At 72.1% G+C, this 25417-nt stretch carries 25 protein-coding genes, 2 tRNA genes and 1 riboswitch; of the genes, 12 read left to right on the forward strand and 15 right to left on the reverse strand.

Features of this window, described 5'->3' with window-relative positions:
- Window positions 1–66: 66 nt before the first annotated feature.
- The 3 genes from ACWG52_RS13060 (at window position 67) to ACWG52_RS13070 (ending at window position 4287) form a co-directional block, all read left to right on the forward strand.
- Window positions 67–564, forward strand: coding sequence for a GNAT family N-acetyltransferase (locus tag ACWG52_RS13060; RefSeq protein WP_033218636.1), 498 nt, complete (start codon window positions 67–69; stop codon window positions 562–564).
- 51 nt (window positions 565–615) lie between these two features.
- Window positions 616–737: riboswitch (cobalamin riboswitch) on the forward strand.
- A gap of 143 nt (window positions 738–880) precedes the next feature.
- Window positions 881–3271: a ribonucleoside-diphosphate reductase subunit alpha gene (locus tag ACWG52_RS13065; RefSeq protein ID WP_389805918.1), complete on the forward strand. Its 2391-nt coding sequence runs from the start codon at window positions 881–883 to the stop codon at window positions 3269–3271.
- Window positions 3271–4287, forward strand: coding sequence for a ribonucleotide-diphosphate reductase subunit beta (locus tag ACWG52_RS13070; protein WP_030385960.1), 1017 nt, complete (start codon window positions 3271–3273; stop codon window positions 4285–4287). The genes ACWG52_RS13065 and ACWG52_RS13070 overlap by 1 nt, the downstream gene beginning before the upstream one ends.
- Window positions 4288–4390: 103 nt before the next feature.
- Here ACWG52_RS13070 and ACWG52_RS13075 read toward each other — a convergent pair whose 3' ends face one another.
- Window positions 4391–4618, reverse strand: a complete 228-nt coding sequence (locus ACWG52_RS13075; RefSeq protein WP_051763104.1) for a hypothetical protein — start codon at window positions 4616–4618, stop codon at window positions 4391–4393.
- A gap of 81 nt (window positions 4619–4699) precedes the next feature.
- Between ACWG52_RS13075 and ACWG52_RS13080 the strand changes: the two genes are divergently transcribed.
- Window positions 4700–5665 carry a helix-turn-helix domain-containing protein gene (locus tag ACWG52_RS13080; protein WP_389805920.1) on the forward strand — a complete coding sequence of 322 codons (966 nt, stop codon included), beginning with the start codon at window positions 4700–4702 and terminating at the stop codon, window positions 5663–5665.
- 14 nt (window positions 5666–5679) lie between these two features.
- On the opposite strand, the gene def is transcribed toward ACWG52_RS13080, so the two are convergent.
- The 8 genes from def to ACWG52_RS13120 all read right to left on the reverse strand — a co-directional run bounded on the left by def (window position 5680) and on the right by ACWG52_RS13120 (window position 13281).
- Window positions 5680–6315 (reverse strand): peptide deformylase, encoded by a 636-nt coding sequence (gene def, locus ACWG52_RS13085; protein ID WP_375939584.1) that lies wholly within the window; start codon window positions 6313–6315, stop codon window positions 5680–5682.
- Between the two features lie 82 nt (window positions 6316–6397).
- The gene (locus ACWG52_RS13090; RefSeq protein ID WP_030011692.1) at window positions 6398–7387 is read right to left on the reverse strand and encodes a tetratricopeptide repeat protein; all 990 of its coding nucleotides are present in this window, start codon (window positions 7385–7387) and stop codon (window positions 6398–6400) included.
- Window positions 7388–7518: 131 nt separating this feature from the next.
- Complete coding sequence (locus tag ACWG52_RS13095; RefSeq protein ID WP_453128744.1) at window positions 7519–8787, reverse strand: HD-GYP domain-containing protein; 1269 nt, start codon at window positions 8785–8787, stop codon at window positions 7519–7521.
- Window positions 8784–10358, reverse strand: coding sequence for an HD-GYP domain-containing protein (locus ACWG52_RS13100; protein WP_389805925.1), 1575 nt, complete (start codon window positions 10356–10358; stop codon window positions 8784–8786). The genes ACWG52_RS13095 and ACWG52_RS13100 overlap by 4 nt, the downstream gene beginning before the upstream one ends.
- A 199-nt stretch (window positions 10359–10557) precedes the next feature.
- Window positions 10558–10863: a mycothiol system anti-sigma-R factor gene (rsrA, locus tag ACWG52_RS13105; protein WP_030012982.1), complete on the reverse strand. Its 306-nt coding sequence runs from the start codon at window positions 10861–10863 to the stop codon at window positions 10558–10560.
- A complete protein-coding gene (locus ACWG52_RS13110; RefSeq protein WP_030385954.1) occupies window positions 10860–11504 on the reverse strand; it encodes a sigma-70 family RNA polymerase sigma factor in 645 nt (214 codons plus the stop codon). Before ACWG52_RS13110 ends, rsrA begins: the two co-directional genes overlap by 4 nt.
- A 288-nt stretch (window positions 11505–11792) precedes the next feature.
- Window positions 11793–12443: an alpha/beta hydrolase family protein gene (locus tag ACWG52_RS13115; protein WP_389805927.1), complete on the reverse strand. Its 651-nt coding sequence runs from the start codon at window positions 12441–12443 to the stop codon at window positions 11793–11795.
- A 19-nt stretch (window positions 12444–12462) separates the two neighbouring features.
- Window positions 12463–13281, reverse strand: a complete 819-nt coding sequence (locus tag ACWG52_RS13120; RefSeq protein WP_389805929.1) for an SOS response-associated peptidase — start codon at window positions 13279–13281, stop codon at window positions 12463–12465.
- Window positions 13282–13334: 53 nt separating this feature from the next.
- On the opposite strand from ACWG52_RS13120, the gene ACWG52_RS13125 reads away from it, so the two are divergent.
- The 4 genes from ACWG52_RS13125 to ACWG52_RS13140 all read left to right on the forward strand — a co-directional run bounded on the left by ACWG52_RS13125 (window position 13335) and on the right by ACWG52_RS13140 (window position 16938).
- On the forward strand, window positions 13335–14048 hold the full coding sequence (locus tag ACWG52_RS13125) for a M50 family metallopeptidase (protein WP_389805931.1): 714 nt from the start codon (window positions 13335–13337) through the stop codon (window positions 14046–14048).
- A gap of 64 nt (window positions 14049–14112) precedes the next feature.
- On the forward strand, window positions 14113–15492 hold the full coding sequence (aroA, locus tag ACWG52_RS13130) for a 3-phosphoshikimate 1-carboxyvinyltransferase (RefSeq protein WP_389805933.1): 1380 nt from the start codon (window positions 14113–14115) through the stop codon (window positions 15490–15492).
- Window positions 15493–15500: 8 nt separating this feature from the next.
- Window positions 15501–16511 carry a ribosome small subunit-dependent GTPase A gene (gene rsgA, locus ACWG52_RS13135; RefSeq protein ID WP_389805935.1) on the forward strand — a complete coding sequence of 337 codons (1011 nt, stop codon included), beginning with the start codon at window positions 15501–15503 and terminating at the stop codon, window positions 16509–16511.
- Window positions 16512–16614: 103 nt separating this feature from the next.
- Window positions 16615–16938 (forward strand): DMT family transporter, encoded by a 324-nt coding sequence (locus ACWG52_RS13140; RefSeq protein WP_030711657.1) that lies wholly within the window; start codon window positions 16615–16617, stop codon window positions 16936–16938.
- On the opposite strand, the gene ACWG52_RS13145 is transcribed toward ACWG52_RS13140, so the two are convergent.
- Window positions 16904–17446, reverse strand: a complete 543-nt coding sequence (locus ACWG52_RS13145) for a TetR/AcrR family transcriptional regulator (protein WP_389805937.1) — start codon at window positions 17444–17446, stop codon at window positions 16904–16906. The genes ACWG52_RS13140 and ACWG52_RS13145 overlap by 35 nt on opposite strands.
- A 125-nt stretch (window positions 17447–17571) precedes the next feature.
- Between ACWG52_RS13145 and hisN the strand changes: the two genes are divergently transcribed.
- Both hisN and ACWG52_RS13155 read left to right on the forward strand, forming a co-directional pair.
- Window positions 17572–18375, forward strand: a complete 804-nt coding sequence (gene hisN, locus ACWG52_RS13150) for a histidinol-phosphatase (protein ID WP_389805939.1) — start codon at window positions 17572–17574, stop codon at window positions 18373–18375.
- A 182-nt stretch (window positions 18376–18557) separates the two neighbouring features.
- The gene (locus ACWG52_RS13155) at window positions 18558–18950 is read left to right on the forward strand and encodes a CBS domain-containing protein (protein WP_383196603.1); all 393 of its coding nucleotides are present in this window, start codon (window positions 18558–18560) and stop codon (window positions 18948–18950) included.
- A gap of 69 nt (window positions 18951–19019) precedes the next feature.
- On the opposite strand, the gene ACWG52_RS13160 is transcribed toward ACWG52_RS13155, so the two are convergent.
- Window positions 19020–20489 carry a catalase gene (locus tag ACWG52_RS13160; protein WP_390137881.1) on the reverse strand — a complete coding sequence of 490 codons (1470 nt, stop codon included), beginning with the start codon at window positions 20487–20489 and terminating at the stop codon, window positions 19020–19022.
- A 130-nt stretch (window positions 20490–20619) separates the two neighbouring features.
- Here ACWG52_RS13160 and ACWG52_RS13165 point away from each other — a divergent pair, with 130 nt between their 5' ends.
- Window positions 20620–21036: a Fur family transcriptional regulator gene (locus ACWG52_RS13165; RefSeq protein WP_365266712.1), complete on the forward strand. Its 417-nt coding sequence runs from the start codon at window positions 20620–20622 to the stop codon at window positions 21034–21036.
- A 129-nt stretch (window positions 21037–21165) separates the two neighbouring features.
- Here ACWG52_RS13165 and ACWG52_RS13170 read toward each other — a convergent pair.
- Window positions 21166–21239: transfer RNA gene (locus tag ACWG52_RS13170), tRNA-Met, on the reverse strand.
- A gap of 47 nt (window positions 21240–21286) precedes the next feature.
- The gene (locus ACWG52_RS13175; RefSeq protein WP_386014980.1) at window positions 21287–21901 is read right to left on the reverse strand and encodes a TetR/AcrR family transcriptional regulator; all 615 of its coding nucleotides are present in this window, start codon (window positions 21899–21901) and stop codon (window positions 21287–21289) included.
- A gap of 89 nt (window positions 21902–21990) precedes the next feature.
- Here ACWG52_RS13175 and ACWG52_RS13180 point away from each other — a divergent pair, with 89 nt between their 5' ends.
- Entirely contained in the window at window positions 21991–23067 is a 1077-nt protein-coding gene (locus ACWG52_RS13180) for an FAD-dependent monooxygenase (protein WP_389805944.1), read from the forward strand.
- A gap of 208 nt (window positions 23068–23275) precedes the next feature.
- Here the strand turns inward: ACWG52_RS13180 and ACWG52_RS13185 are convergent, their stop codons facing one another.
- Together ACWG52_RS13185 and ACWG52_RS13190 are read right to left on the reverse strand one after the other, a co-directional pair.
- Window positions 23276–25030: a tetratricopeptide repeat protein gene (locus tag ACWG52_RS13185; RefSeq protein WP_389805946.1), complete on the reverse strand. Its 1755-nt coding sequence runs from the start codon at window positions 25028–25030 to the stop codon at window positions 23276–23278.
- Between the two features lie 309 nt (window positions 25031–25339).
- Window positions 25340–25413: transfer RNA gene (locus tag ACWG52_RS13190), tRNA-Met, on the reverse strand.
- Between the last annotated feature and the right edge of the window lie 4 nt (window positions 25414–25417).

Consider the following 25417-nt stretch of genomic DNA (forward strand, 5'->3'; position numbering starts at 1 on the left):
CCCCGCGGCGGGGCCTTCGTCCGCCCGGCACCCGCCCGTCGGCGCCCCTCCTGCACACTCGACCGCATGGACATGGTGATCAGGGCGGTGCGACCCGCCGAGTACGCGGAGCTGGGCGAGATCACGGCGCGGGCCTACCTCGCCGACGGGCATCTGGACTTCAACGAGGACGACCACTACCTGAACGTGCTGCGCGACGTGGCCGGTCGGGCCGCCGAGGGCGAGGTGCTCGTCGCCGTGCGCGACGAACGGCTTCTGGGCGGTGTGACCTTCGCCGCTCCGGGCAGCCCGCTCGCCGACATCGCGGCCCCGGACGAGGCCGAGTTCCGGATGCTCGCGGTGGCCCACGAGGCGCGCGGCCAAGGTGCCGGAGAGGCTCTGGTGCGGGCCTGCGTCGAGCGGGCGAGGGCGCTGGAGGGGGTGACCGGCCTGGTTCTGTCCACCCAACGCGGCATGGCCGGGGCCCATCGGATCTACGCGCGACTGGGCTTCGTACGCACTCCGGAGCGGGACTGGGCGCCGATCGAAGGCCTGACACTCCTCACTTACCGGCTCAAGCTGTAGCCACGCCGACACTACATGTGGGGGTTACCGCAGAGGGCCGCCCCCACATGTATGCTCATGCCTGCTGTCGCCGCAGGGGAATCCGGTGCGAATCCGGAACTGTCCCGCAACGGTATGAAGTGTCCGGCTACCGGACACCAAGTCCGATGACCTGCCGACAGCGCGCCCGGCTCGACCGAACCGGGTGCCGATTCGTCCGGGCCTCGCGGTTGGGCCGGTGGACGCCATGCGGGGTACGCGTTCTCGTCGCGCCCGCATGCGCCCGCTCGCGCCCCGCCCCGCCGATGACCGGGCCGAGCGAGGGAGAGCTCCCGCCGTGACCATCGCGCCTTCCGCACCGCGCGCCGAGTCCACTTCTGGCGACAACACCGAGGGCCCGGGGGCCACGCTGCTGCGTACCCTCACCGAACTGACGGCGGACCTCCCCGACACCGACCCCGGCCGGGTCGCGGCCTCCGCGCTGCGCGGCCGCAGCTCCGCCGCCGACGACGCCGAACTGCGCGGGCTGGCCACCGAAGCCGCCGCCGGTCTGATCTCCGAGGACCCGGCCTACTCCCGGCTCGCCGCCCGCCTGCTGACGCTGGCCGTGCGCGACGAGGCCGCGAGCCAGGGCTCCACCTCCTTCTCGGCCTCCGTCGAGGTCGGCCACCGCGAGGGCCTCATCGCGGACCGCACCGCCGAGTTCGTCCGTACGCACGCGAGCCGGCTCGACTCGCTCGTCGAGCTGACCCTCGCCGAGGGCGCCGACGACCGCTTCGGCTTCTTCGGCCTGCGCACCCTGCACAGCCGCTACCTGCTGCGCCACCCGATCACCCGTCAGGTCATCGAGACCCCGCAGTACTTCATGCTGCGCGTGGCGTGCGGTCTGGCCGCCGACGAGAGCGTCCAGGCCGTCGAGGAAGTGGCCTCGCTGTACCGGCTGATGAGCCGTCTGGACTACCTGCCGTCCTCCCCCACGCTCTTCAACTCCGGCACCCGGCACCCGCAGATGTCCTCCTGCTACCTGCTGGACTCCCCGCTGGACGAGCTCGACTCGATCTACGACCGCTACCACCAGGTCGCGCGCCTGTCGAAGCACGCGGGCGGCATCGGCCTGTCGTACTCCCGCATCCGCGCCCGCGGTTCGCTGATCCGCGGTACCAACGGCCACTCCAACGGCATCGTGCCGTTCCTGAAGACCCTCGACGCGTCCGTCGCCGCCGTGAACCAGGGTGGCCGCCGCAAGGGCGCCGCCGCCGTCTACCTGGAGACCTGGCACGCGGACATCGAGGAGTTCCTGGAGCTCCGTGACAACACCGGTGAGGACCAGCGCCGCACCCACAACCTGAATCTCGCCCACTGGGTGCCGGACGAGTTCATGCGCCGCGTGAACGCCGACGCCGACTGGTCGCTGTTCTCCCCGGCCGACGTGCCCGAGCTGGTCGACCTGTGGGGCGACGACTTCGACGCCGCCTACCGCAAGGCGGAGGCCGACGGCCTGGCCCGCAAGACCATGCCCGCCCGCGACCTGTACGGCCGGATGATGCGCACCCTCGCGCAGACCGGTCAGGGCTGGATGACCTTCAAGGACGCCTCCAACCGCACGGCGAACCAGACCGCCGAGCCGGGCACCGTCGTCCACTCCTCGAACCTGTGCACCGAGATCATCGAGGTCACCAACGACGGCGAGACGGCCGTCTGCAACCTCGGCTCGGTCAACCTGGGCGCGTTCGTCATCGACACGGCGGACGGCCCGGAGATCGACTGGGAGCGGATCGACGAGACCGTCCGCACCGCCGTCACCTTCCTCGACCGCGTGGTGGACATCAACTTCTACCCGACCGAGCAGGCCGGCCGCTCCAACGCGCGCTGGCGCCCGGTGGGCCTGGGCGCGATGGGCCTCCAGGACGTCTTCTTCAAGCTGAAGCTGCCCTTCGACTCCCCCGAGGCGAAGGCCCTGTCCACCAAGCTCTCCGAGCGCATCATGCTGGCCGCCTACGAGGCCTCCTGCGACCTCGCCGAGCGCAGCGGCCCGCTGCCGGCCTGGGAGCAGACCCGTACCGCCCGTGGTGTCCTGCACCCGGACCACTACGACGTCGAGCTGAACTGGCCGGAGCGCTGGGACGCGCTGCGCGCCCGCGTCGCCGAGACCGGCATGCGCAACTCCCTGCTCCTGGCCATCGCCCCGACGGCGACCATCGCCTCGATCGCCGGCGTGTACGAGTGCATCGAGCCGCAGGTCTCCAACCTGTTCAAGCGCGAGACGCTCAGCGGTGAGTTCCTCCAGGTGAACGGCTACCTGGTGGAGGAGCTCAAGCAGCTCGGCGTGTGGGACGCCCAGACCCGTGAGGCGCTGCGCGACTCCTCCGGCTCGGTCCAGGGCTTCGGCTGGATCCCGGCCGAGGTCCGCGAGCTGTACCGCACGGCGTGGGAGATCCCGCAGCGCGGTCTGATCGACATGGCGGCGGCCCGTACGCCGTTCCTGGACCAGTCGCAGTCGCTGAACCTGTTCCTGGAGACGCCCACCATCGGCAAGCTCAGCTCGATGTACGCGTACGCCTGGAAGCAGGGTCTGAAGACCACCTACTACCTGCGCTCGCGCCCGGCGACGAAGATCGCCCGCGCCGCGCAGGCGGCCACCCCCGTCGAGCTGCCGCAGGCGGTCGCCGACGCCGAGGCGCTGGCCTGCTCCCTTGAGAACCCCGAGTCCTGCGAGGCCTGCCAGTAATGAGCTCCAACGACAACAAGAACCTCCTGGACCCGGGCTTCGAGCTCACGCTCCGCCCGATGCGCTACCCGGACTTCTACGAGCGCTACCGGGACGCGATCAAGAACACCTGGACCGTCGAGGAGGTCGACCTCCACTCGGACGTCGCGGACCTCGCGAAGCTGACGCCCTCCGAGCAGCACATGATCGGCCGACTGGTCGCGTTCTTCGCGACCGGCGACTCGATCGTCTCGAACAACCTGGTGCTGACGCTCTACAAGCACATCAACTCCCCTGAGGCGCGCCTGTACCTGTCGCGCCAGCTGTTCGAGGAGGCCGTGCACGTCCAGTTCTATCTGACGCTGCTCGACACCTACCTGCCCGACCCGGACGACCGCGCGGCGGCCTTCGACGCGGTCGAGGAGATCCCCTCCATCCGCGAGAAGGCGCAGTTCTGCTTCAAGTGGATGGACTCGGTCGAGAAGATCGACCGGCTGGAGACGGCCGCCGACCGCCGCCGCTTCCTGCTGAACCTGATCTGCTTCGCGGCGTGCATCGAGGGCCTGTTCTTCTACGGTGCCTTCGCGTACGTGTACTGGTTCCGCTCGCGCGGTCTGCTGCACGGCCTGGCCACCGGCACCAACTGGGTGTTCCGTGACGAGACCATGCACATGAACTTCGCGTTCGAGGTCGTGGACACGGTCCGCAAGGAGGAGCCGGAGCTCTTCGACGACGCCCTCCAGCAGCAGGTCACCGACATGCTCAAGGAGGCCGTGGAGGCGGAGCTGCAGTTCGGCCGCGACCTGTGCGGTGACGGCCTGCCGGGCATGAACACCGAGTCGATGCGCGAGTACCTGGAGTGCGTCGCGGACCAGCGTCTGGTCCGTCTCGGGTTCCCGCCGGTGTACGGCTCGCAGAACCCGTTCTCCTTCATGGAGCTGCAGGGTGTGCAGGAGCTGACGAACTTCTTCGAGCGTCGTCCGTCGGCCTACCAGGTCGCGGTCGAGGGCACGGTCGACCTGGACGAGGACTTCTAGGGTTCGAGGGTTCCACGACTCCCCAGGAGTTCCGGGGAGTGATCGACCGGGGAGCCGGGATGCGGAGGTTTCCGTGTCCCGGCTTCTCGCGTTCCCCGGTGTCTCAGTGGGCGATGGGGCCCCAGTACCGCCGGGGGGCGGGCCGGAAGGCGCGCCGGCGCGGGGTGGGCGGGAGGCCGCCCGCGCGCTGGCGGGGCAGCCACACGAGCCGGGTCGCGACGGCCCGGATCTGCTGGTCGATCCGCCGGTCGCGCAGGATCCCGTAGAGGCTGGGCCCGAGGACGAGGGCGGCGACGGCGAGGACGGCGAGGTAACTCACGAAGGTGGTCATAGCTCTACTGTCCGCCTGATCGCCCATGATCGACAGTGGCAGTACTGTCACAGAAGACCGAATTACTGCCACACTGGGGTCATGCTGACCAACGTGGCCGTGGCCCTCGTCGACAAAGTCGCCCCCTTCGAGCTGGGGATCTTCTGCGAGGTGTTCGGAATCGATCGCAGTGACATGGGCGTACCGGTGTACGACTTCGCCGTCTGCGCGGCGGAGGAGGGGCCGCTGACCGTGGGCGGGGGCGCCTTCGGCATCACCCCCGCGCACGGGCTGGAGCGGCTGGAGGAGGCCGATCTGATCTGCCTGCCCGCCTCCGGTGACGCGGGCGTACGCATCTACCCCGAGCCCCTGCTCGCGGCCCTGCGCCGGGCCGTGGAGCGGGGCGCGCGGGTCCTCAGCGTGTGCAGCGGGGCCTACGTCCTGGGCGCCGCCGGACTGCTGGACGGCCGCCGGTGCACCACGCACTGGATGCACGCCGCGGCCCTGACCCGGCGCTTCCCGCGGGCGGTCGTCGACCCGGACGTGCTCTACGTCGACGAGGGCCCGGTGATCACCGCCGCCGGCACGGCCTCGGGCATCGACGCCTGCCTGCACGTGGTCCGCCAGGAGCACGGGGCCGAGGTGGCCAACATCATCGCGCGCCGGATGGTCGTACCGCCGCACCGCGACGGCGGGCAGGCCCAGTTCATCCAGCGGCCGCTGCCGCGCACGGCCTGCGACACGGTGGGCGAGGTGATCGAGTGGATGGCCCGCCACCTGGGCGAGGAGATCACCGTCGAGCAGCTCGCGGAGCGGGCGCACATGTCCCCGCGGACCTTCGCCCGCCGCTTCCTCCAGGAGACCGGCACCACCCCGTACAAGTGGGTGCTGCGCCAGCGGGTCCTGCTGGCGCAGGAGCTGCTGGAGTCGACCGGCGAGACGGTGGACGCCATCGCCGGCCGCTGCGGCTTCGGCAACGCGGCCGCCCTGCGCCACCACTTCCTGCGGACCCTGGGCACCACGCCGAATTCCTTCCGGCGCGCCTTCCGGGGCCCGCAGGCCGCCTAGGAGGTCGTCCGGAATCAGGCGTTGGGGACGGTCTCGTAGCGCGGGGTGCCCTCTTCCATCTGACGCAGGGCGTCCTTGCGGTCCCGCTTCGAGAGGCGGTCGATGTAGAGGTAGCCGTACAGGTGGTCGGTCTCGTGCTGCAGGCAGCGGGCGAAGTAGCCGGTGCCGCGCACCTTGATCGGGTTGCCCTGCGCGTCCTGTCCCTCGACCTCGGCGTAGTCCGGGCGGGCCAGCGAGGCGTACGCCGTCGGGACCGACAGGCAGCCCTCGTTGGAGTCGTCCAGCACACGGGCGGCGGCCGGCAGCTCGATCAGCTTCGGGTTGACCACGACACCGGTGTGCCGCTTGCCGTCGTCGTCCGGGCAGTCGTAGACGAAGACCTTGGCGTCCACGCCGATCTGGTTCGCTGCCAGGCCCACGCCCTCGGCGGCCTTCTGGCTGGCGAACATGTCGTCGATCAGCTGCGCCAGCTCGTCGCCGAACTCGGTGACGTCCTTGCACTCCTTGTGCAGGACCGGGTTGCCGACCGTGGTGATCGGACGGGCCGTACCGCGCTGACGGTGGGCGAGCTCGCGCGCCTCACAGTCCTCGGTGTCCACGACGTACCCGTCGTTCACGCTCTCGACAACCTCGTTCTCCTGCTGCGCCATGTCCGCCGTACGCCTTCCGTAAGTCCCGGTCACCGATGGCCGTGGTGGTCACCGATGTGCCCGTACAGCGTACGGCCCCGGATCAGCAGACTTCTTCGAGATCTCGCCACTCGCGGGTGCCAGGGCTGTCCGCGACCCAGCCGTCGAGCAGTCCGCGCACCAGACCGGCCGGTGCCGCGATCCCGCATTCGCGCTCGGGGACCCACAGGGAGCCCGAGCCGGCCGTACGGTGGCCGAGCGGTCCGGGGTGGCCGGGCTCGCTGTGGTCGTGCGGATCGAGGTGCTGCTCACCGTCGCCCTCGTCGCTCGGCATCTCGCTCTCCGAGCAGGTCCGGCACAGCAGACGCACCGACGAGGACCAGTCCTCGGCGGCGAATCCGGCGTCCGAGGCCAGCTGCTCCAGCGCGTCGCGGTCCGCCTCGGTGGCCGCCTCCAGCAGCACCACCCAGGTCGGCACCGGGGACGGCGCCCACAGCTCGATCTCGTCGAACACGGGGTACGAGGGGCCGGCCGCGGTCACCCGCTCTCCGTGCGGGACCCCGTCGTGGAGCACGACCTCGCCCCACCGCCGCCCGGAGGAGGGCAGCGGGATCGACAGGACCTCCAGCCGGGCCGGGTCCAGCCGACGGCCCCAGACCACCTCGGCCTCGCCCTCGGGCGACAGCCGCACGGCGGCGCTGCCCAGTTCCATCCCGACCGGCTCGCCCGCCCCGGCGGCGTCCCCGGGCACCTTCAGCCCGTACGCCTGCCAGGCCCGCCGGGCCAGCGGCCAGTCCTGCAACGCGGTGGCGGCGATCCCGACGTTCCACCAGTCCGGGGCGCCGGTCTCCCGGTCCAGCAGGGCCACGGCGCGCAGCCCGGCGGCCCGCGCCTGCTCCCAGTCGTGCCGGAACTTGTGCAGCAGGGCCAGATTGAACCAGGACTCGGACAGCCAGGGCTCCAGGTCCGCCGCTCTCGTCAGGAGCGCGCCCGCGTCCTCGTACCGCCCGTCGCCGATCAGCGTGAACGCGCGGTCGGTGGCCTGCCGCCACGAAGCGGAGGGCCGATGCCGTACCTTCCCGAAGATCCTCACGATTCCCGCCTGCCTGGGGGCACCTCCCAGCGGTCGCTGGGGAACAACGGTGCAGCCTTGCGGACACTCCTACGGTCCCTCTTACTGGCATCCAACCATGCCCACTCGGACGGCCGCTCATTACCCATGGGTTACCCAGGTGGGACGGGCACCACTCTGCCACGTCCGCCCCTGGCCAGAACCCTTGCCAGGCACTCCACGACCTCCGGCTGGTACGCGTGCCCGGTGCCCAGGCGGAGCCGCTCCAGGGCGGCCAGTGAGCCACCCGGGTGACGGCTCCCGCCGACCAGATCGTCGTACGCATTCACCGTACGCACGATCCGGGCCGCCGTGGACTGTTCCCGGTACGGATCCGCCTGCCGCTCCACCACCACGGCGACCTCGGCGGGCACCCCGGTCCGGCGGGCCACCTCCCCGCCCAGCTCGGCGATCCGACGGGCCTCGCCGTCGGGCAGCCCGGCCGTGGCCCCGTCGGGGACCGGGTCGACGAGGGAGAGCTGCCCGATGTCGTGCATCAGGGCGGCGTACTCCAGCACCGTGAGCTCCCGCTCCGACAGGCCCAGCTCCCGGCCGACGGCGCAGCTCAGGGCGGCCACCCGGCGGGAGTGGCCCGGGCGGGTGCAGCCGGCGATCTCGGTGGCGCGGGCCAGGGAGGTGATGGTCTGGCGGTAGGTGGTGCGGATCGCGGTGATCCGGTGGAAGGACAGCTGGGTCAGCAGCAGGGGCAGGCTGAAGACGGGCAGGGCCCACAGGCCCGCGACGGCCGTGCCGAGCGCCATGACGACCCCGGTGGCGCAGATCGCCGAGCCGATGCCGAGCTGGGCGCGCAGTTCGTCGCGCAGCACCGCACCGTACGGCCGGCCGGTCCGGGCCCCGGTGAGCGCGGCGGCGAGCACGGCGTCGCACAGGGCGGTGAGGCCGAGCAGGAAGAGCAGGAAGCCGACGAGGTACGGGCCCTGGCCCACCCGCTGCTCCAGCCGGCCCGAGTTGTAGAGCGGCTGGAAACAGGCGGCGGCGAAGGCGACCGTGAGCACCCGGCGGGACAGGTGGTCGAGGGCGGGACCCCGGCCGCGGGCGATGTGCGGGACGATCCCGGCGAGGACGGCGGCGACGACGACCGCGACGGTCTGCAGCACCCCGTGGTGGGTGGGCTGCCCGGCGCTCCGGCCGAGCAGGGCGTAGGCGAGGGCTCCGGCGGAGCCGAGCGGTGCGGGGTGCCGGCCGAGGAGGCCGAGGAAGTCCCGGCGGTCGCGGCGGGCGAGTTCCCCGACGGCGATCAGGGTGGCGAAGGCGAGGGCGGCGCCGGGCTCGGCGACGCCGTTCCACAGGGTGTGGCCGAGCGCGGCGCCGGTGAGCACCCCGGCGGCCCCGCGCACGGTCCAGGCGGCGGGGGCCCTCATCCGCCCGCCCCGCCGGCGTCCGCGTCCGGGCCGGACCCGCCGGACCCGCCGGATCCGCCGGCCGGGCCGGGAACCGCGGGGACCCGGCCGGACCGCGGGACCGGTGCGGCCGTCCGGGAACCCTGCTCCGGCATCCCGGGCAGGGCCGACGGCCGCGGGCCCGGGCCCGGTGCGCTTCCGGGTCCGGGTCCGGGTGCGGGTACCGGGCCGGGTACCGGCGGCCCCGGGTCGGCGGCCCCGGCCGGGATCACCTGGAGGTCCTCGTCCGAGGTCACCACCGGGTGCCAGCCGGTCCGGCCGATCGCGTCGACCAGTGCCCGCACCATCGACGGGTCGAACTGCGCCCCCGCGCACCGTTCCAGCTCCGCGAGGGCGACCGGCACCGGGCGGGCCCGGCTGTACGAGCGGGTCGAGGTCATCGCGTCGAAGGCGTCGGCCACCGCCACCACCCGGGCCAGCACCGGGATCTGCTCGCCGGTCAGCCCGTACGGATAGCCGGAGCCGTCGACCCGCTCGTGGTGGTGCAGGATCGCGGACCGGGCCTCGCCGAGGAAGGCGATGCCGCGCACCATCTCGTGCCCGTACTCGGGGTGCAGCTCGATGATCCGGCGCTCCTGCGGGGTGAGCGGACCGTCCTTGCGCAGCAGCCGGGTGGGGACGCCGAGTTTGCCGACGTCGTGCAGGATCCCGGCGATGCGCACCGTCTCCAGCCGGTCCTCGGTCATGCCCAGTTCCCGGGCGATCATCGTGGAGGCCTGACCGACCCGTTCGCTGTGGCCGCGCGTGTAGCGGTCCTTGATGTCGACGGCCTGGACGAGTGCGCGGATGGTGGCCTGGTGGGCGACGCGTTCGCGGTGGTACTGGGCGAAGACCCAGCAGGAGATGTACATCGGCAGCAGGACGAGCAGTGCGGCCGGGGGCCCGTAGGGGCTGCGCCACATGACGGCCATCATCAGGCCGGCGAGGCCGTGGACGCAGTGCGGGGCGAGGGAGGCGGACAGGAGCCCGCGCCAGGCGGTGGCGGCCGGTCGGCGTTCGGCGGCGGCCAGGATGCCGCCGTCGAGGACGGTGAGCACGAGGCAGAAGACGACGGCCGCGGCCGTCGCGGGGAGCAGCGCGAAGGGGAAGTCGGCCGGTCCCGCGGACGGCCCGGAGCCGGTGGAGGGCCCGCCGCCGAGGGTGGCCGGGCCGTCCAGCAGCCCGTAGGTCCGGCCCGCGACCCAGGCGGCCGTCGCCTGCTGCGCGCCGTGCCACACGCGGCGCACCCGGGCGGACCGCCGGCCGGCGGTCCCCGCGAGGCCCCCGGGCAGCGCGACGAGCGCGGCGGCGGCGGGTGGCAGCAGGAGGACGGCGGCGAGCACGACGGGGAAGAAGGAGCCGATGCCCTCGGGCACCCGGCGGCCCAGCAGCGGGCAGACCCTGACGAGTTCGCAGCCGAGGTAGAGCGCGGCGAGCAGGAGCACGGCCGTCCAGGGCGTACCGGAATCCGTGAGGGCGGGGGTGACGCACGCGGCGGCCGCGAGAACGGCGCACAGGATGTATGCGCGCGCCGCCGGCGGAAGTGCCCGCATGGCGCTCTCCTCCCCTGTGCCGTGCACACCGGTCGCCGTATCGAACCGGCACCGATTGGGGAGAATAGGCGGGGCCCGGAGCGCGGTGGGCCACATTTCCGCATTGGGCCATGCGGACGCCCCCGGATTAGCACATTCGGGTGAATGAAGTGCTCTTCCGGGGGCGGCTGTTCAATCGTCCGACCGGTCGGTGACCGGGTCAGCCGGGAGCGGGATTGTCCGCGGTGACGTCGTGGTCGGGCACCGCCTGGCCGGACCTGATCAGTTCGATCCGGCCCATCACCTTCGACCGCAGGTCGGTCGGCACGTCGTCCGACCCGCAGCAGCGCTTCACCAGCTTCTTCACGGCCTGTTCCAGCCCGTACTTCTCCAGGCAGGGATTGCACTCGCCGAAGTGCGTCTCGAACTTCGTGCAGTCACTGTCCGGCATCTCCTGGTCGAGAAACTCGTACAGGTGATCCAGGACCTCAGAGCACTCTGTCTCGTGCGGCTCTCCGCAACTCATGAGCCCGAGCCTTTCCGGTCGTTCGACTCTCCCGCGCCCGCGGGAACCAGCCCGCGCTCACGGGCATAGTCCTCCAGCATTCCGCGGAGTTGACGGCGGCCACGGTGCAGTCGCGACATGACCGTACCGATGGGTGTACCCATGATGTCCGCGATCTCCTTGTACGCAAAGCCCTCTACGTCGGCAAGGTAGACCGCGATGCGGAACTCCTCCGGAATGGCCTGCAGGGCTTCCTTCACATCGGAATCCGGCAGATGGTCGAGCGCCTGCGACTCGGCGGAACGCAGTCCGGTCGACATGTGCGACTCGGCGCGCGCCAGCTGCCAGTCCTCGATCTCCTCCGCGGCGCTGCGCTGGGGCTCGCGCTGCTTCTTGCGGTAGGAGTTGATGAAGGTGTTGGTCAGGATGCGGTACAGCCACGCCTTCAGGTTGGTGCCCTCGCGGAACTGGTGGAAGGACGCGTACGCCTTCGCGTACGTCTCCTGGACCAGGTCCTCGGCGTCGGCCGGATTGCGCGTCATGCGCAGCGCGGCCGAGTACATCTGGTCGAGGTAGCCGAGGGCGTCCCGTTCGAAGCGCGCGTTGCGCTCCAGGGTCGTCTCCTCCGCGTGGCCTTCGTCGGTCCCAGCGACAGGACCCACCTCCTCCGACAGCGTGGCGGCTCCGAAAGCGGATCCGCTCGAATCGGAGAATAGTCGACCTTCCCGGCCCTCCGCCGCCCGAAGCGAGCTGCGCTTGGGCGCCGGCAGCACGGTCCAGTCCAGGTCAGCGGCCTGCCGACGGTTCTGGCTGATGACCTGGGTCATGCGCTCCCTCTCCTCCGACGAGTTCCCGTACGTTCCGACATCCGAGACAACAGAAGCGGCGGGCGGCGCATTCCCGGGCACCGGGCGGTTTTCGGCCTGTGCCGCGACCCGGCCCGCGGCCCCTCACCCGGGGAGCCGCCCGAGCCACTCCCCCACCGCTTCGGTGATCGTCAGGAGTGCCTCCTCCTGGGTGGTGTCCGCCTTCTTCGGCACCGCGAAGCCGTGATCGGCGTGCGCCACCTCCACGAGCTCGTACGGGTCCCCCGCGCTCGGCGGCGGGAACTCCTCGGGACGGCCGAACGGGTCCCGGTCGCCCTGGACCACGAGGGTCGGGCGGCCGGCACCGGTCAGCTCCTCGGCGCGGGACTTCTCCGGCCGGCCCGGCGGGTGCAGCGGGAAGGCCAGCGCCAGCACTCCGGCGGCGCCCAGCTCGGCGGCGGTCCGGCAGGCCACCCGGGCCCCGGCACTGCGCCCGCCCGCGACCACCGGCCGCCCCGACGCGACGAGCGCCGGCCACAGCCCGCGCCATCCCTCGTCCAGCACCTTGGGGGCGGCGGCGACCTTCTTGCCGGCGACCCGCCAGGGCTGTTCGACGAGGGCCACCGTGATCCCGCGGGCGGGCAGGGCGGCGGCCAGGGCCTGGAGGTCGCGGGCCTCGATGCCGCCGCCGGCGCCGTGGCTCACGGCGAGCACGAGCCTCGGCTCCGACGCGCGGTGCCAGGTGATGCGGGCCTCGCCCGCCGGGGTGTCGACGCTCTGGGTACGCGTGGTCATGCGTCCCATCCTGCCCGGGTCAGAAGAGGGTGCCCTCTTCCGGCGCGGCCAGCTCCGTCAGCAGCTCCGGGCCGTTGTTGCGCACGCCGCTCACGGCGGTGGACACCGGGTAGGCCCGCATCAGCCCGCCGGGCGGCGGGGCGAGCAGCTCGCGCAGCGAGCCCTCGGTGTCGGTGTTCGCCGGGTCCAGCCAGGCGTCCCAGCGGTCCGGGGTCAGCATCAGCGGCATCCGCGGGTGGATGTCGGCCAGCGAGCGCGGTCCCTCGGCGGGGGCCACGCCCAGGGGGCCGGTCTCGGCCTCCGTGGTGATCACCGAGCAGGTGACCCACCAGGAGAGCGGGTGCTCGTCGGGCAGGGTCCGGTCGCGCCAGAACTCGTATATCCCGGCCATGGCGAAGACGGAGCCGTCGGAGGGGAGCACGAAGTAGGGCTGCTTGCGGGCCCGCTTCTTCTTGCCCTCCACCTCCAGCTGCCGTTCGTCGTGGGCGGTGACCCACTCGTAGTAGCCGTCGGCGGGGACGATGCAGCGGCGCTGCGCGAAGGGGCGGCGGAAGGACGGCTTCTCGTGCAGGGTCTCCGACCGGGCGTTGATCATCCGGGCGGCGCCGTCGGGGTTCTGGGCCCAGGAGGGGACCAGCCCCCATTTCAGGACGCGCAGCTGGCGAACCGGACGTGGGTGCGAGGCGTCTTTGAGGGGACGGTCGAGGACCACGTGGACCTCTTTCGTCGGCGCCACGTTGAAGTCGGGGGCCAGGGTCTCCTCCGGCTCCCATTTCTCGATGCCGAAGGCCTCCACCAGGTCCTCGGGCCTACGACTCGCCGCATACCGTCCGCACATGGCTGTCACACTGCCATGCCACCCGCACCTCACCGCAAGGAGTCCGCCACCTTATGGACAGCAGCACGACCGCCGGTCTGTGGGACCGGCTCACGGGCATACAGGCCGCGCCCGACCTGTGGCTGGTGATCACGACAGGTCTGGTCGCACTGGCCGCGGTGGGGCCCCGCCCGGTGTGGCGGCTGTCGCGCAACGCGATCACCATCGCGCACGAGGGCGGTCACGGCCTGCTGGCCCTGCTGACCGGGCGGCGCCTGAGCGGGATACGGCTGCACTCCGACACCAGCGGGGTCACCGTCAGCCGGGGCCGGCCGACCGGCATCGGCATGATCCTGACGGCCGCGGGCGGGTACACGGCGCCCTCGCTGCTCGGGCTGGGCGGAGCGGCGTTGCTGTCCGCGCACCGGATCACGCTGCTGCTGTGGGCGGCCACCGCCCTGCTGCTCGTGATGCTGGTGATGATCCGGAACGCGTACGGGGCGCTGACGGTGGTCCTGACCGGCGGAACCTTCCTGCTCGTGTCCTGGCTGACCCCGGCCGAGGTGCAGGCCGGTTTCGCCTATCTGGTGGTGTGGTTCCTGCTGTTCGGCGGGGTCCGGCCGGTCTTCGAGCTGGGGGCCAAGCGCCGGGGCGGCGGGGCGCCCGATTCGGACGCCGACCAGCTCGGCCGGCTCACGCACCTGCACCCGGTGGTGTGGTTGCTCTTCTTCCACGTCGTCGCGCTGTGCTCGCTGATCGGCGGCGCCCGCTGGCTGCTCGCCCTGTGACCGCTCCCTGAGACGGGGCCGGGATCAAGATCTGGCATCGGGGGAAGCCACTAAAGTGGTGGCCATGACCGAGACCCCCGCGCTCCCTGCCCTCTGGCCCGCTCCGCTCGCCGATGGGACCGTCCACGCCACCGTCACGGTGCCCGGGTCCAAATCGGTCACCAACCGGGCCCTCGTGCTCGCCGCGCTCGCCGCCGAGCCGGGCTGGGTGCGCCGCCCGCTGCGCTCGCGCGACTCCCAGCTGATGGCCGACGCGCTGCGCGCGATGGGCGTCGGCATCGAGGAGACCGTCTCGTCCAGCTCCGCCGGTGACGGCTCGGGCGGCGAGGCCTGGCGGGTCATCCCGGCGGCCCTGCACGGCCCGACGACCGTGGACGTCGGCAACGCGGGCACGGTCATGCGCTTCCTGCCGCCCGTCGCCACCCTCGCCGACGGCGACATCCGCTTCGACGGCGACCCGCGTTCCTACGAGCGCCCGCTGGGCCAGGTCATCAGCGCCCTGCGTACCCTCGGCGCCCGCATCGACGACGACGGCCGGGGCGCGCTGCCCATGACCGTCCTGGGCGGCGGGGCGCTGGAGGGCGGCACGGTCGAGATCGACGCCAGCAACTCCTCGCAGTTCGTCTCCGCGCTGCTGCTCTCCGCCCCGCGCTTCAACCAGGGCGTCGAGGTCCGGCACGTGGGCGGCAACCTGCCGTCGATGCCGCACATCCGGATGACCGTGGAGATGCTGCGTGCGGCGGGCGCCCAGGTCGACACCCCCGAGGCCGGGGGCGAGAAGGACGTGTGGCGGGTCACCCCCGGCGCGCTGCTGGGCCGCGACATGGTCGTCGAGCCGGACCTCTCCAACGCGCAGCCCTTCCTGGCCGCCGCCCTGATCACCGGCGGCACGGTGACCGTCCCGGACTGGCCGCGCCGCACCACCCAGCCGGGCGACGCGCTGCGCCGGATCTTCACCGAGATGGGCGGCTCCTGCGAGCTGACCGACGCGGGCCTGGTCTTCACCGGCACCGGCAAGATCCACGGCATCGACGTGGACCTGAGCGAGGTCGGCGAGCTGACCCCGGGCATCGCGGCGGTGGCGGCCCTGGCCGACTCCGAGTCGGTGCTGCGCGGTGTCGCGCACCTGCGGCTGCACGAGACGGACCGGCTGGCCGCGCTGACCAAGGAGATCAACGGGCTCGGCGGCGACGTCACCGAGACCGCCGACGGTCTGCGGATCCGGCCGCGCCGGATGCACGGCGGGGTGTTCCACACGTACGACGACCACCGGATGGCCACCGCGGGCGCGGTGATCGGCCTGGCGGTGGAGGGCGTGCAGATCGAGAACGTGGCGACGACCGCGAAGACCCTGCCGGACTTCCCGAAGATGTGGACGGACATGCTCGCCGGGGACGTCGAGGGTTCCGGGGTGCCCGGAGCGGGTGCGGGAGCGGGAGCGTAGGGCCCGTCATGCGCAGGTACGGCAAGCACACCGACGAGGACGACATCCGCCAGCGCCCGAACCCCAAGGGCAACCGGCCTCGGACCAGTATCCGCCCCAAGCACGAGGACGCCGCCGAGGGCTTCGTCCTGACGGTGGACCGAGGCCGGCTGACCTGCCTGGTCGAGGGCCGTTCGGTGCACGCGATGAAGGCCCGCGAACTGGGCCGCAAGGCGGCGGTGGTCGGCGACCGGGTCTGGATCGTCGGTGACCTGTCCGGCAAGAAGGACACCCTCGCCCGCATCGTGCGGATCGAGGAGCGCAGGTCCGTCCTGCGGCGCACCGCCGACGACGACGACCCGTACGAGCGGGTGGTCGTCGCCAACGCCGACCAGCTGGCCATCGTGACGGCCCTGGCCGATCCGGAGCCGCGGCCCCGGATGATCGACCGCTGTCTGGTGGCGGCGTACGACGCCGGCCTGGAGCCGCTGCTGGTGCTCACCAAGTCCGATCTGACCTCCGCGGACAAGATCCTGGAGATCTACTCGACCTTCGGTCTGAACTACGTGGTGACCAACCGCGAGGAGCTGGCCACGGGCGACGCGGCCGACCGGGTGCGCGAGCGCCTCGACGGCCGGATCACCGCCTTCGTCGGACACTCGGGCGTGGGCAAGACCACCCTGGTGAACTCGCTGGTCGCCGAGGGCCGCCAGCGCGCCACCGGGCACGTCAACGCGGTGACCGGCCGCGGCCGGCACACCACCACCTCCGCGCTCGCGCTGCCGCTGCCGAGCGGCGACGGCTGGGTCATCGACACCCCGGGCGTGCGCTCCTTCGGCCTGCACCACGTGGACCCGTCCCGGGTGATCCTGGCCTTCCCGGACCTGGTTCCGGGTACCGAGGAGTGCCCGCGCGCGTGCAGCCACGACGAGCAGGACTGTGCGCTCGACACGTGGGTGGAGGACGGCCACGCGGACCCCGCGCGGCTGTATTCGCTGCGCCGGTTGCTGCAGACGCGCGAGCGTCGCGAGGGCGACTGACCGTCCGGCGGAGGTCCGGCCGCGTTTGTAGAGGGCTCTGTCTGGATAAATGCATAATCGCACCAAGTGACGCGATGTCACGTTACGCGGGGAGGCATTCGCCATGGCGTGGCTGCTGGTCGTGGTCGCCGGACTCCTGGAGACCGGTTTCGCGGTCTGCCTCAAGCTCTCCCACGGATTCACCCGGCTGGGGCCGACCATCGCCTTCGCCTGCTTCGCGCTCGGCAGCTTCGGTCTGCTGACCCTGGCGCTCAAGAAGCTGGACGTGGGCCCGGCGTACGCGGTGTGGACGGGCATCGGCGCCGCCGGGACGGCGATCTACGGCATGGTCTTCCTCGGCGACCTGGTCTCCACCCTCAAACTCGTCTCGATCTCGCTGGTGATCCTGGGCGTCATCGGCCTCCAGCTGTCCGGGTCCGCGCACTGAGCAGCCTGCGCAGCTCGCCCGGACCGGGCTCCTCCCCCGGGGCTATCACGTAGGAGAGGGCGAGGCGTACGGCGAGTTCGCACGCCTGTGGGCCCTCCCCCGGCGTCAGCGCGGCGGCCGCCCGGTCCCGCACGGCCCGGGCCAGCTCGCCGGGCCCCGGTGCCCGGCGGCCCGCCGCGGGCAGGTCCGCGTCCCAGGCGCCGGTGAGCAGGGCCCGTACGAGGGGCTGGGCGCGGGCCGCCCGTACGATCCACTCCGCGACGGCGGCGAGCCGCTCGGCGGCCCGGTCCGGGGCGGACAGGACCCGGTCCACCCCGTCGAGGTAGCGGTCGGCCTCGCGGCGGACCAGGGCGCTGCCCAGGCCCGCCTTGCCGCCGAACTCGTTGTAGAGGGTCTGCCGGGACACCCCGGCGGCGGCTGCGACGTCGACCATCCGCACCTGAGGCCAGGGGCGCGCCGAGAGAGCGGCTCCTGCCGCCTCCAGCAAGGACTCCCGGGCTGCCGGCATCCGCGCCTCCCCGTTCGGCTCTCCCCGGTCAGAGTTGACGGGTCGCCAGATCCTGTCAAGGGCGCACCCCGGCCGCACCGTGGACGGCATTGGTCGCTCTCCGGGAGTCTCGATACTGTTCGGGCATGCCCGAGTATGACGATGACCTGCGCCTTGCCCTCGAACTCGCCGACGCGGCGGACGTCGCCACGATGGAGCGGTTCCGCGCCCTCGACCTGCGGGTCGAGACGAAGCCGGACATGACCCCGGTGAGCGAGGCGGACCAGGCGGCCGAGGAGATCATCCGGGCCGGCATCGCGGCCGCCCGGCCGGACGACGCCGTCCTGGGTGAGGAGTACGGGCTCCAGGGCAGCGGTCCGCGCCGCTGGGTGGTGGACCCGATCGACGGTACGAAGAACTACGTGCGCGGGGTCCCGGTCTGGGCGACCCTGATCTCCCTGATGGCCGAGGACCCCGACGGCGAGTTCCGCCCGGTGGTCGGCGTGGTGTCCGCGCCGGCGCTGGGCCGCCGCTGGTGGGCGACCCGGGGCGGCGGCGCGTTCGCGGGCGGCGCGCTCGGGGAGACCGCCGCCGTCGGCGTGTCCGAGGTGGGCGAGCTGGGCGACGCCTCGTTCGCGTACTCCTCGCTGAGCGGCTGGGAGGAACAGGGCCGGCTCGCCGGGTTCCTGGACCTGACCCGGGCCTGCTGGCGGACCCGCGGCTACGGGGACTTCTGGCCGTACATGATGGTCGCGGAGGGCTCGCTGGACCTGTGCGCGGAGCCGGAGCTCAACCTCTGGGACATGGCGGCGATCGCGGTCGTGGTCCAGGAGGCGGGCGGCCGCTTCACCAGCCTGGACGGCGTGGACGGGGTGCACGGCGGGAACGCGGCGGCCTCGAACGGACTGCTGCACGCCGAGATGCTGGACCTGCTGCGCCCGCGCGCCTGAGCCCGCCGGCGGCGGCTCCCGGCGCTGTTCACGCTCCGTCGCACGCCTTCTTGTCGGCCCTGCGGGTCCGTGGGAATCTGATACTCCCCACGCTTGTGCGCTTGTGAACCGTTTCTCTTGAGGCGGCTCCTCGGGCGCACCCACCCAGGCGGGGGGACTCACCCCAGGAGGTGGCTCTCTTCATGCTCGTCCGTGACGCCATGAGCACCGTGATCCTCACCCTCGGACCCGCGCACACCCTCCGACAGGCGGCCTGCCTGATGTCCGGCCGGCGCGTCGGCGCGGCCGTCGTCCTCGACCCCGACCACAGCGGAATCGGCATCCTGACCGAGCGCGACATCCTCAACTCGATCGGCGCGGGCCACGATCCGGACCGGGAGTCCGTGGGCGCGCACACCACCAACAACGTCGTGTTCTGCACCCCGGAGGCCACCGTGCAGGAAGCCGCCGAGGCGATGGCCCACGGCGGCTTCCGGCATCTGATCGTGTTGGAGCACGGCGGACCCGTCGGCATCGTGTCCGTACGGGACGTCATCCGCTGCTGGGTACCGGCGCGGCGCACGGTCTCCGCGTGAAACGACGCCGGGCCGCAGCCCTCCGAGGAGGTCCGCGGCCCGGCGTCCTGCGACGGCAAGCGTTCCGAGTCAGCCGCGGAGGGCCTGGACCGCGGCTTCGAGCCGCTTGCCGAAGTCACCGTCCGCCTGGCGGAAGTTGTTGATCGCGCGCTCGACGATGTCGTCACGGGAGACCTTGGCGATGAAGCCGGACAGGTTCTCGATCAGACGGGACTTCTCGTCCTCCGAGTACAGGCGGTAGAGGTTGCCCGCCTGGACGAAGTCGTTGTCCTCGCTGTGGACGGCGGCGGCGTGGTTGCCCGTGCCACCGGTCACGTCGATGGGCTGCCACAGCGGGCGGTCCGTCTGGTGCGGGCCGCCGAAGCTGTTCGGCTCGTAGTTCTTCGCACCCTTGTGGCGGCCGTCGTACAGGTAGCCGTCACGGGAGTTGGTGCGCGCCTCGGTGGCGTGCGGGCGGTTCACCGGCAGGTGGTCGGCGTTGATGCCGACGCGGTAGCGGTGGGCGTCGCCGTAGCCGAAGAGGCGGCCCTGGAGCATCTTGTCCGGGGAGGGACCGATGCCGGGGACGAAATGGGCCGGACTGAATATGCTCTGCTCGACCTCGGCGAAGACGTTCTCCGGGTTGCGGTTGAGCTCCAGCTTGCCGATCTCGATCGGCGGGTAGTCCTCGTGCGGCCACACCTTGGTGAGGTCGAACGGGTTGAAGCGGTACTGGGCCGCCTCGGCCGCGGGCATGATCTGGACCTGCACGGTCCAGGTCGGGAAGTCGCCGCGCTCGATGGACTCGCGCAGGTCGCGCTGGTGCGAGTCGGGGTCCTCACCGGCGAGGGTGTTGGCCTCGGCCTGGGTGAGGTTCTTGATGCCCTGGTCGGTCTTGAAGTGGTACTTGACCCAGAAGACCTCGCCGGCCTCGTTGTTCCACTGGAACGTGTGCGAGCCGTAGCCGTTCATGTGGCGGTAGGACGCCGGGATGCCGCGGTCACCGAACAGCCAGGTCACCTGGTGGGTCGACTCGGGCGACAGACCCCAGAAGTCCCAGACGTTGTCCGCCTCCTGCGAGCCCGTGTACGGGTCGCGCTTCTGGGTGTGGATGAAGTCGGGGAACTTGATGGCGTCCTTGATGAAGAACACCGGGGTGTTGTTGCCGACGAGGTCGTAGTTGCCCTCTTCGGTGTAGAACTTCAGCGCCCAACCGCGGGGGTCACGGACCGCGTCGGCGCTGCCGAGGTTGCCCGCGACGGTGGAGAAGCGCAGGAAGGTCTCGGTCTCCTTGCCGACCTCGGACAGGAACGCGGCCCGGGTCCACTGCGAGACGTCGCGGGTCAGCGTGAAGGTGCCGTACGCACCGGCGCCGCGGGCGTGCACCACGCGCTCCGGGATGCGCTCGCGGTTGAAGTGCGCGAGCTTTTCCAGCAGCAGCTGGTCCTGGACCAGGACGGGGCCGCCGAGGCCGGCGGTCTCGCTGTTCTGGTTGTCGGCGACCGGCGCTCCGGCCTCCGTGGTGAGCGGTCCCTGCGTCACGTGCGCCTCCTGCGTCATGCCTGCGTGTCCTGTCCTTGGCGTTTGCCGTAACCGATCCTACAATGGACTTTGTCTAAGTCAAGTAAGCATCCAAGTCCGCACCGGTTCGGGAGTTACACCGAATCCCCTCGCTGTTAGGCTGATGCCCATGAGTGACCTGCTGGATCGACTTCGCGGACGCGGCTGGCGCATGACGGCGCAGCGGCGCGTCGTGGCCGAGGTGCTCGACGGTGACCACGTGCACCTGACGGCCGACGAGGTGCACGCGCTCGCGGTGGCCAAGCTGCCCGAGATCTCCCGTGCGACCGTCTACAACACGCTGGGCGAGCTCGTCACCCTCGGCGAGGTGCTGGAGGTCTCCACGGACCGCCGCGCCAAGCGGTACGACCCGAACGCCCACCGACCCCACCAGCACCTGGTCTGCGCCCGCTGCGGCGCGATCCGTGACGTGCACCCGGCGGGCAACCCGCTGGCCGACCTGCCGGACACCGAACGCTTCGGCTTCGTCGTGTCCGCGGTCGAAGTGACCTACCGCGGCGTCTGCCCGAACTGCGCGACCGCCTGAGCACCGGCACACGAAAGGGCCCGGACCCCTCGGGGGGTCCGGGCCCTTCGCGTTCGCCTTCGTGCACGCGGAAACGGCCGGAAACGACTCAGGGCCCGGATCCATGGGATCCGGGCCCTGAGCCTTCAGTAGCGGGGACAGGATTTGAACCTGCGACCTCTGGGTTATGAGCCCAGCGAGCTACCGAGCTGCTCCACCCCGCGTCGGTAAACCCAACGTTACGTGAAGGCCCACGGCAGAAGCAAATCGGTTAACCGGCCAGCCCGCGATGCAGGAGCGCGGTCAGCGTCTCCACCACCTGGTCGTCGTCGAGTCCGGCCCCGCCGGTCATGGCGGCGTACCCCAGCATCGAGATCATCGCCCCCATCGCCGCGGCGACCAGCTCGGGATCCCCGGGCAGCTCACGACCCTGCTCGCGCATGTACTCCAGGTGCTCGCGCAGCGGCGCGGTGTCCCCCAGGAGCCGACCCCAGGCCTGCCCCGAGCCGGGCGGTTCGGCCATGGACTTCTGGAAGAGCGCGACCACGACGGGCAGATGGTCGCGGAAGACCCGCCAGGTGACGGCCACGTGCGTCCGCAGCTGGTCACGGTCGGCGAGGTCGTGGTCGCGGGGGTGGTCGTGGGCGCCGACCTCCAGGTCCACCTGGGCCCCCATGTCCGCGAGGAGCGCGTCCAGCAGTTCGTCCTTGCCGGCGAAGTGCTCGTAGAACGAGCCGGTGGACCGACCGGCGGCCTTGGTGATGTCGGTGATCTTCGTCTGCGCGTAGCCGCGCTCCAGGAAGAGCGCCCGCGCCGCCTCCTTGAGCGCCGCCTCCGTGCCGGCCGCCCGCTCCTTGCGCACTCCCACCGCGATCCCCGTTCCCACTTGACGCCGTCTTCTCGGCCTCATCATACTGAACTGAGTTTCACCGAATATGAATTCAGTGAATGTGTATTCAGCGAAAGGGGTCGGGCATGCGTGTGTCAGTCATCGGGGGCGGAGTCGCCGGAGCGGCGAGCGCGATCGCCCTGCGCCGCGCGACCGGCGCGGAGGTCACGGTCCACGAGGCGTACGAGGACCCGGCCGGCCAGGTGGGCTCGTTCCTCAGCCTCGCCGTCAACGGCCTACGGGGGCTGGACTCACTGGGCTGCCTCTCCGAGGTGCAGGCCGCCGGGTTCCCGGTCGCCCTGCAGCGGATGTGGTCCTCCTCGGGCAAGCTCCTGGGCGAGGTGCCGCGCGGTCGGCTCGCCTCGGACAGCCTGCACAGCACGACGCTGCTGCGCGGGCGACTGGTGGAGGTGCTGCGGGCCGAGGCGGTCCGGGCCGGCGCCCGGATCGAGACGGGTCGACGGGTGGTGGCGGCGGACCTGGACGCGGACCTGGTGGTGGCAGCCGACGGCATCTGGTCCGCCACCCGCTCGGCGCTGGACCCGGCGGCGCCCCCGGTGCGGTACGCGGGGCTCTACAGCGTGTCGGGGGTCTCCGAGGGCGTGCACCTGACGCCCGGCACCTACCACTTCGTCTTCGGCCGGCGTGGGGCGTTCCTGTGCGTCCCCGCGAAGGACGGCACGGTCTGGTGGTCGGCCCAGGTACCCGCAGCGGAGCCCCCGGACCCGGCGGAGGTCACCCGGGACCTGCTGGCGGAGCTGTACGGCAGGGAGGAGCTGCCGCTGTCCCTGATCCGGGCGGCGACCCGCGTCGACCGCCCGATGCCGATGCACCGACTGGCGGACGTGCCCGTCTGGCACGACGGACGCACCGTGCTGATCGGCGACGCCGCCCACCCGGTCGGGGCCGGGCAGGGCGCGTCGATGGCGATCGAGGACGCGGTGGCCCTGGCGCGCTGCGTGGCGCAGGAGCCGGGCGTGGCCGGAGCCCTGGCCGAGTACACCCGCGTACGGCGCCCCCGGGTGACCCGGATGACCCGGGCCGCGGCGACCAACCGCGACGCGAAGACCCCGGGCACGGTGCAGCGCCGCGTCAACGACCTGCTGATGCCGCTCGCCTTCCGGCACGTCTACGCCCGCTCCACCTCCTGGCTCTACCGCTGAGAGGTGGAGGGGACGGCTTAGGTCGTCTCTTTCGGATCTTGTCGGTCGAGCCCGGGTCGTCCGGTGCGGTGCCTCGCAAGGCGGAGGGGCGCTCGTGTACCGGACGTACTCGAGTGCCCCGACAACCTGGGGGTCCCCCCGGACGGAGTCTGGGGGATGAGGTGCCGTGCCGGGCGGGCCGGGCCCGGCAAGATCCGGAAGAGACGGCCTAGGCGGAGAGCTCCTCCGCCAGGGCCTCGCGGAGTCGGGCCGCGCGCTGCGAGACCTCGGCCGGGCCCAGCTCCATGGCGCGCACGCACCACTTCTGGCCCTCCGCGAGGTCCCCGTGGCGGGCCGCCAGCAGGCCCAGTCGCAGGGCGGCGCGGCCGTGGCCCGCCACCGCCGCGCGGGTCCACCACAGGGCGGCCTCCGGCTCGTTCCCCTCGCGGGCCAGCAGCAGCCCGAGGTTGAAGGCGCCGTTGCGGGAGCCGGCCTCGGCCGCCTCCCGGTACCAGCGCGCGGCGACCGCCAGGTCACCTCGGGCGGCGGCCAGCATGCCGACCCGCACCTGGGCCCGGCGGTGCCCCAGCTCTGCGGCCCGCTCGTACCACTCCTCGCTCTCGGTGCGCGGGGCGCCGCCCACGGGCTCGCCCAGGGCCACCGGCTCCGGCGGCGGGGCCAGCGACTCCAGCAGCGCGGCCAGGCGGAACGCCGCCTCGGCGCTGCCGCCGCCGGCCGCGCAACGCAGGTGCCGCTCCGCCGCCCGGTCCTCGCCGTCCCGCACGAGCGCGATGCCGACCTGCAGCGCCGCGTCGGTGTGACCGGCGGACGCCGCCCGCTCGTACCACTTCAGCGCCGTGCGGTCCTCGTCCCGGCTGGCGAACAGGATCCCGAGGTTGAAGGCGGCGTCGACGCTGCCCGCCTCGGCCGCCTTCGAGAACCACGGCTCCGCGCCCGCCGCGTCCCCGCCCTGGAGCAGCAGGATCGCCAGCGCGTTGGCCGCCTCGCGGTGCCCGGCGTACGCGGCGCGCCGGTACCACTGCTCGGCCTGCGCGGTGCGGTCCTGTGCCACGCACAGCAGTGCAAGGTTGTACGCCCCGTTTTGATCGCCCGCGTCCATGGCGGTCCGGTACCAGCGCTCGGCGGTCTGGGTCTCGCCGCGGGCCGCGTGCAGCGCGCCCAGCGCGTTGGCCGCGTTGCCGTCGCCGTCCTGCGCCGCCCGGTGCCACCACACGGCGGCGCTCTCCTCGTCACCGGCGTCGCGCAGCAGGAAGCCGAGCGCGCAGGCCGCACGCGCCTCGCCCTGCTTGGCGGAGGTCAGGTACCAGCGCCCGGCCTCCTTGAGCTCGCCGCGCGCCTCCAGCAGGGCGCCCAGGTGCAGGGCGGCGCGCCGGTGCCCGCGCGCGGCGGCCTGCCGGTACCACTGCTCGGCCTCGGTGGGGTCGCCCTTGCGCAGGTGCCGCGCCAGCCGGTACGCGGCTTCGCGGTGCCCCTGTTCGGCGGCAGCGCGGAACCACCGCTCGACACCCTTGTCACCGCGGTGCTCCAGCAGGTCCGCCAGCCCGTAGGCGCCCAGCGCGTGGCCGGACTCGGCCGCCTGCCGCATCCAGTACTCGGCGGCGGGCTCGTCCCCGCGCTCACGGAAGTAGCGGCCGAGGGCGTGCGCGGCGGGGGCCGATCCGGCGACGGCGGCGACCCGCCACCAGCCGGCCGCGTCCTCGGGGTATCCCCGCTGGTGGAGCAGGACTCCGAGGTTGTTCGCGGCGGCGCGGTCCCCCTCGCCCGTGGCTCCCCGCAGGTAGGGTTCCGCACCGTCGAGGTCACCACGGCGCAGCAGCAGCGCACCGAGCACGCTCATGGCTCCGGGGTCGCCCTTGTCGGCGGCCACCCGGTGCCGGGCTTCCAGCTCGGCGTCGCTCGCCGCGTCGGTCTCGGCGAACATCTCCTCAGCGCCGTGCTTGTCCAAGAGGTCCGCATCGGTCATTGCGGTCTGCGCGTCGACGACCGGAGCCGCCCCCTCGGCCTCTGTGTCCGTTCCGGACTCCGCCCTCACAAACCGCCCTGTCTCCAGCAGAGTTGACCTGTCCCCCATAAATCCCATCGTCGCATCACCTGCTACCCGCGTACACCTGGTATGTCGCAGCCAGTGAGGTCACTACAGCGTTTTGTCGACATGCCCACAGTGAGGTAAGTCAAACACGCTCCACCCACAAGTCACCCTCCCCGGCTACCGCGTGTCCGTCCCGGACATGACGAAGGCCCGGATCCCATGGATCCGGGCCTTCATCTTCAGTAGCGGGGACAGGATTTGAACCTGCGACCTCTGGGTTATGAGCCCAGCGAGCTACCGAGCTGCTCCACCCCGCGTCGG

The sequence above is a fragment of the Streptomyces sp. CLCI03 genome (assembly GCF_053615355.1).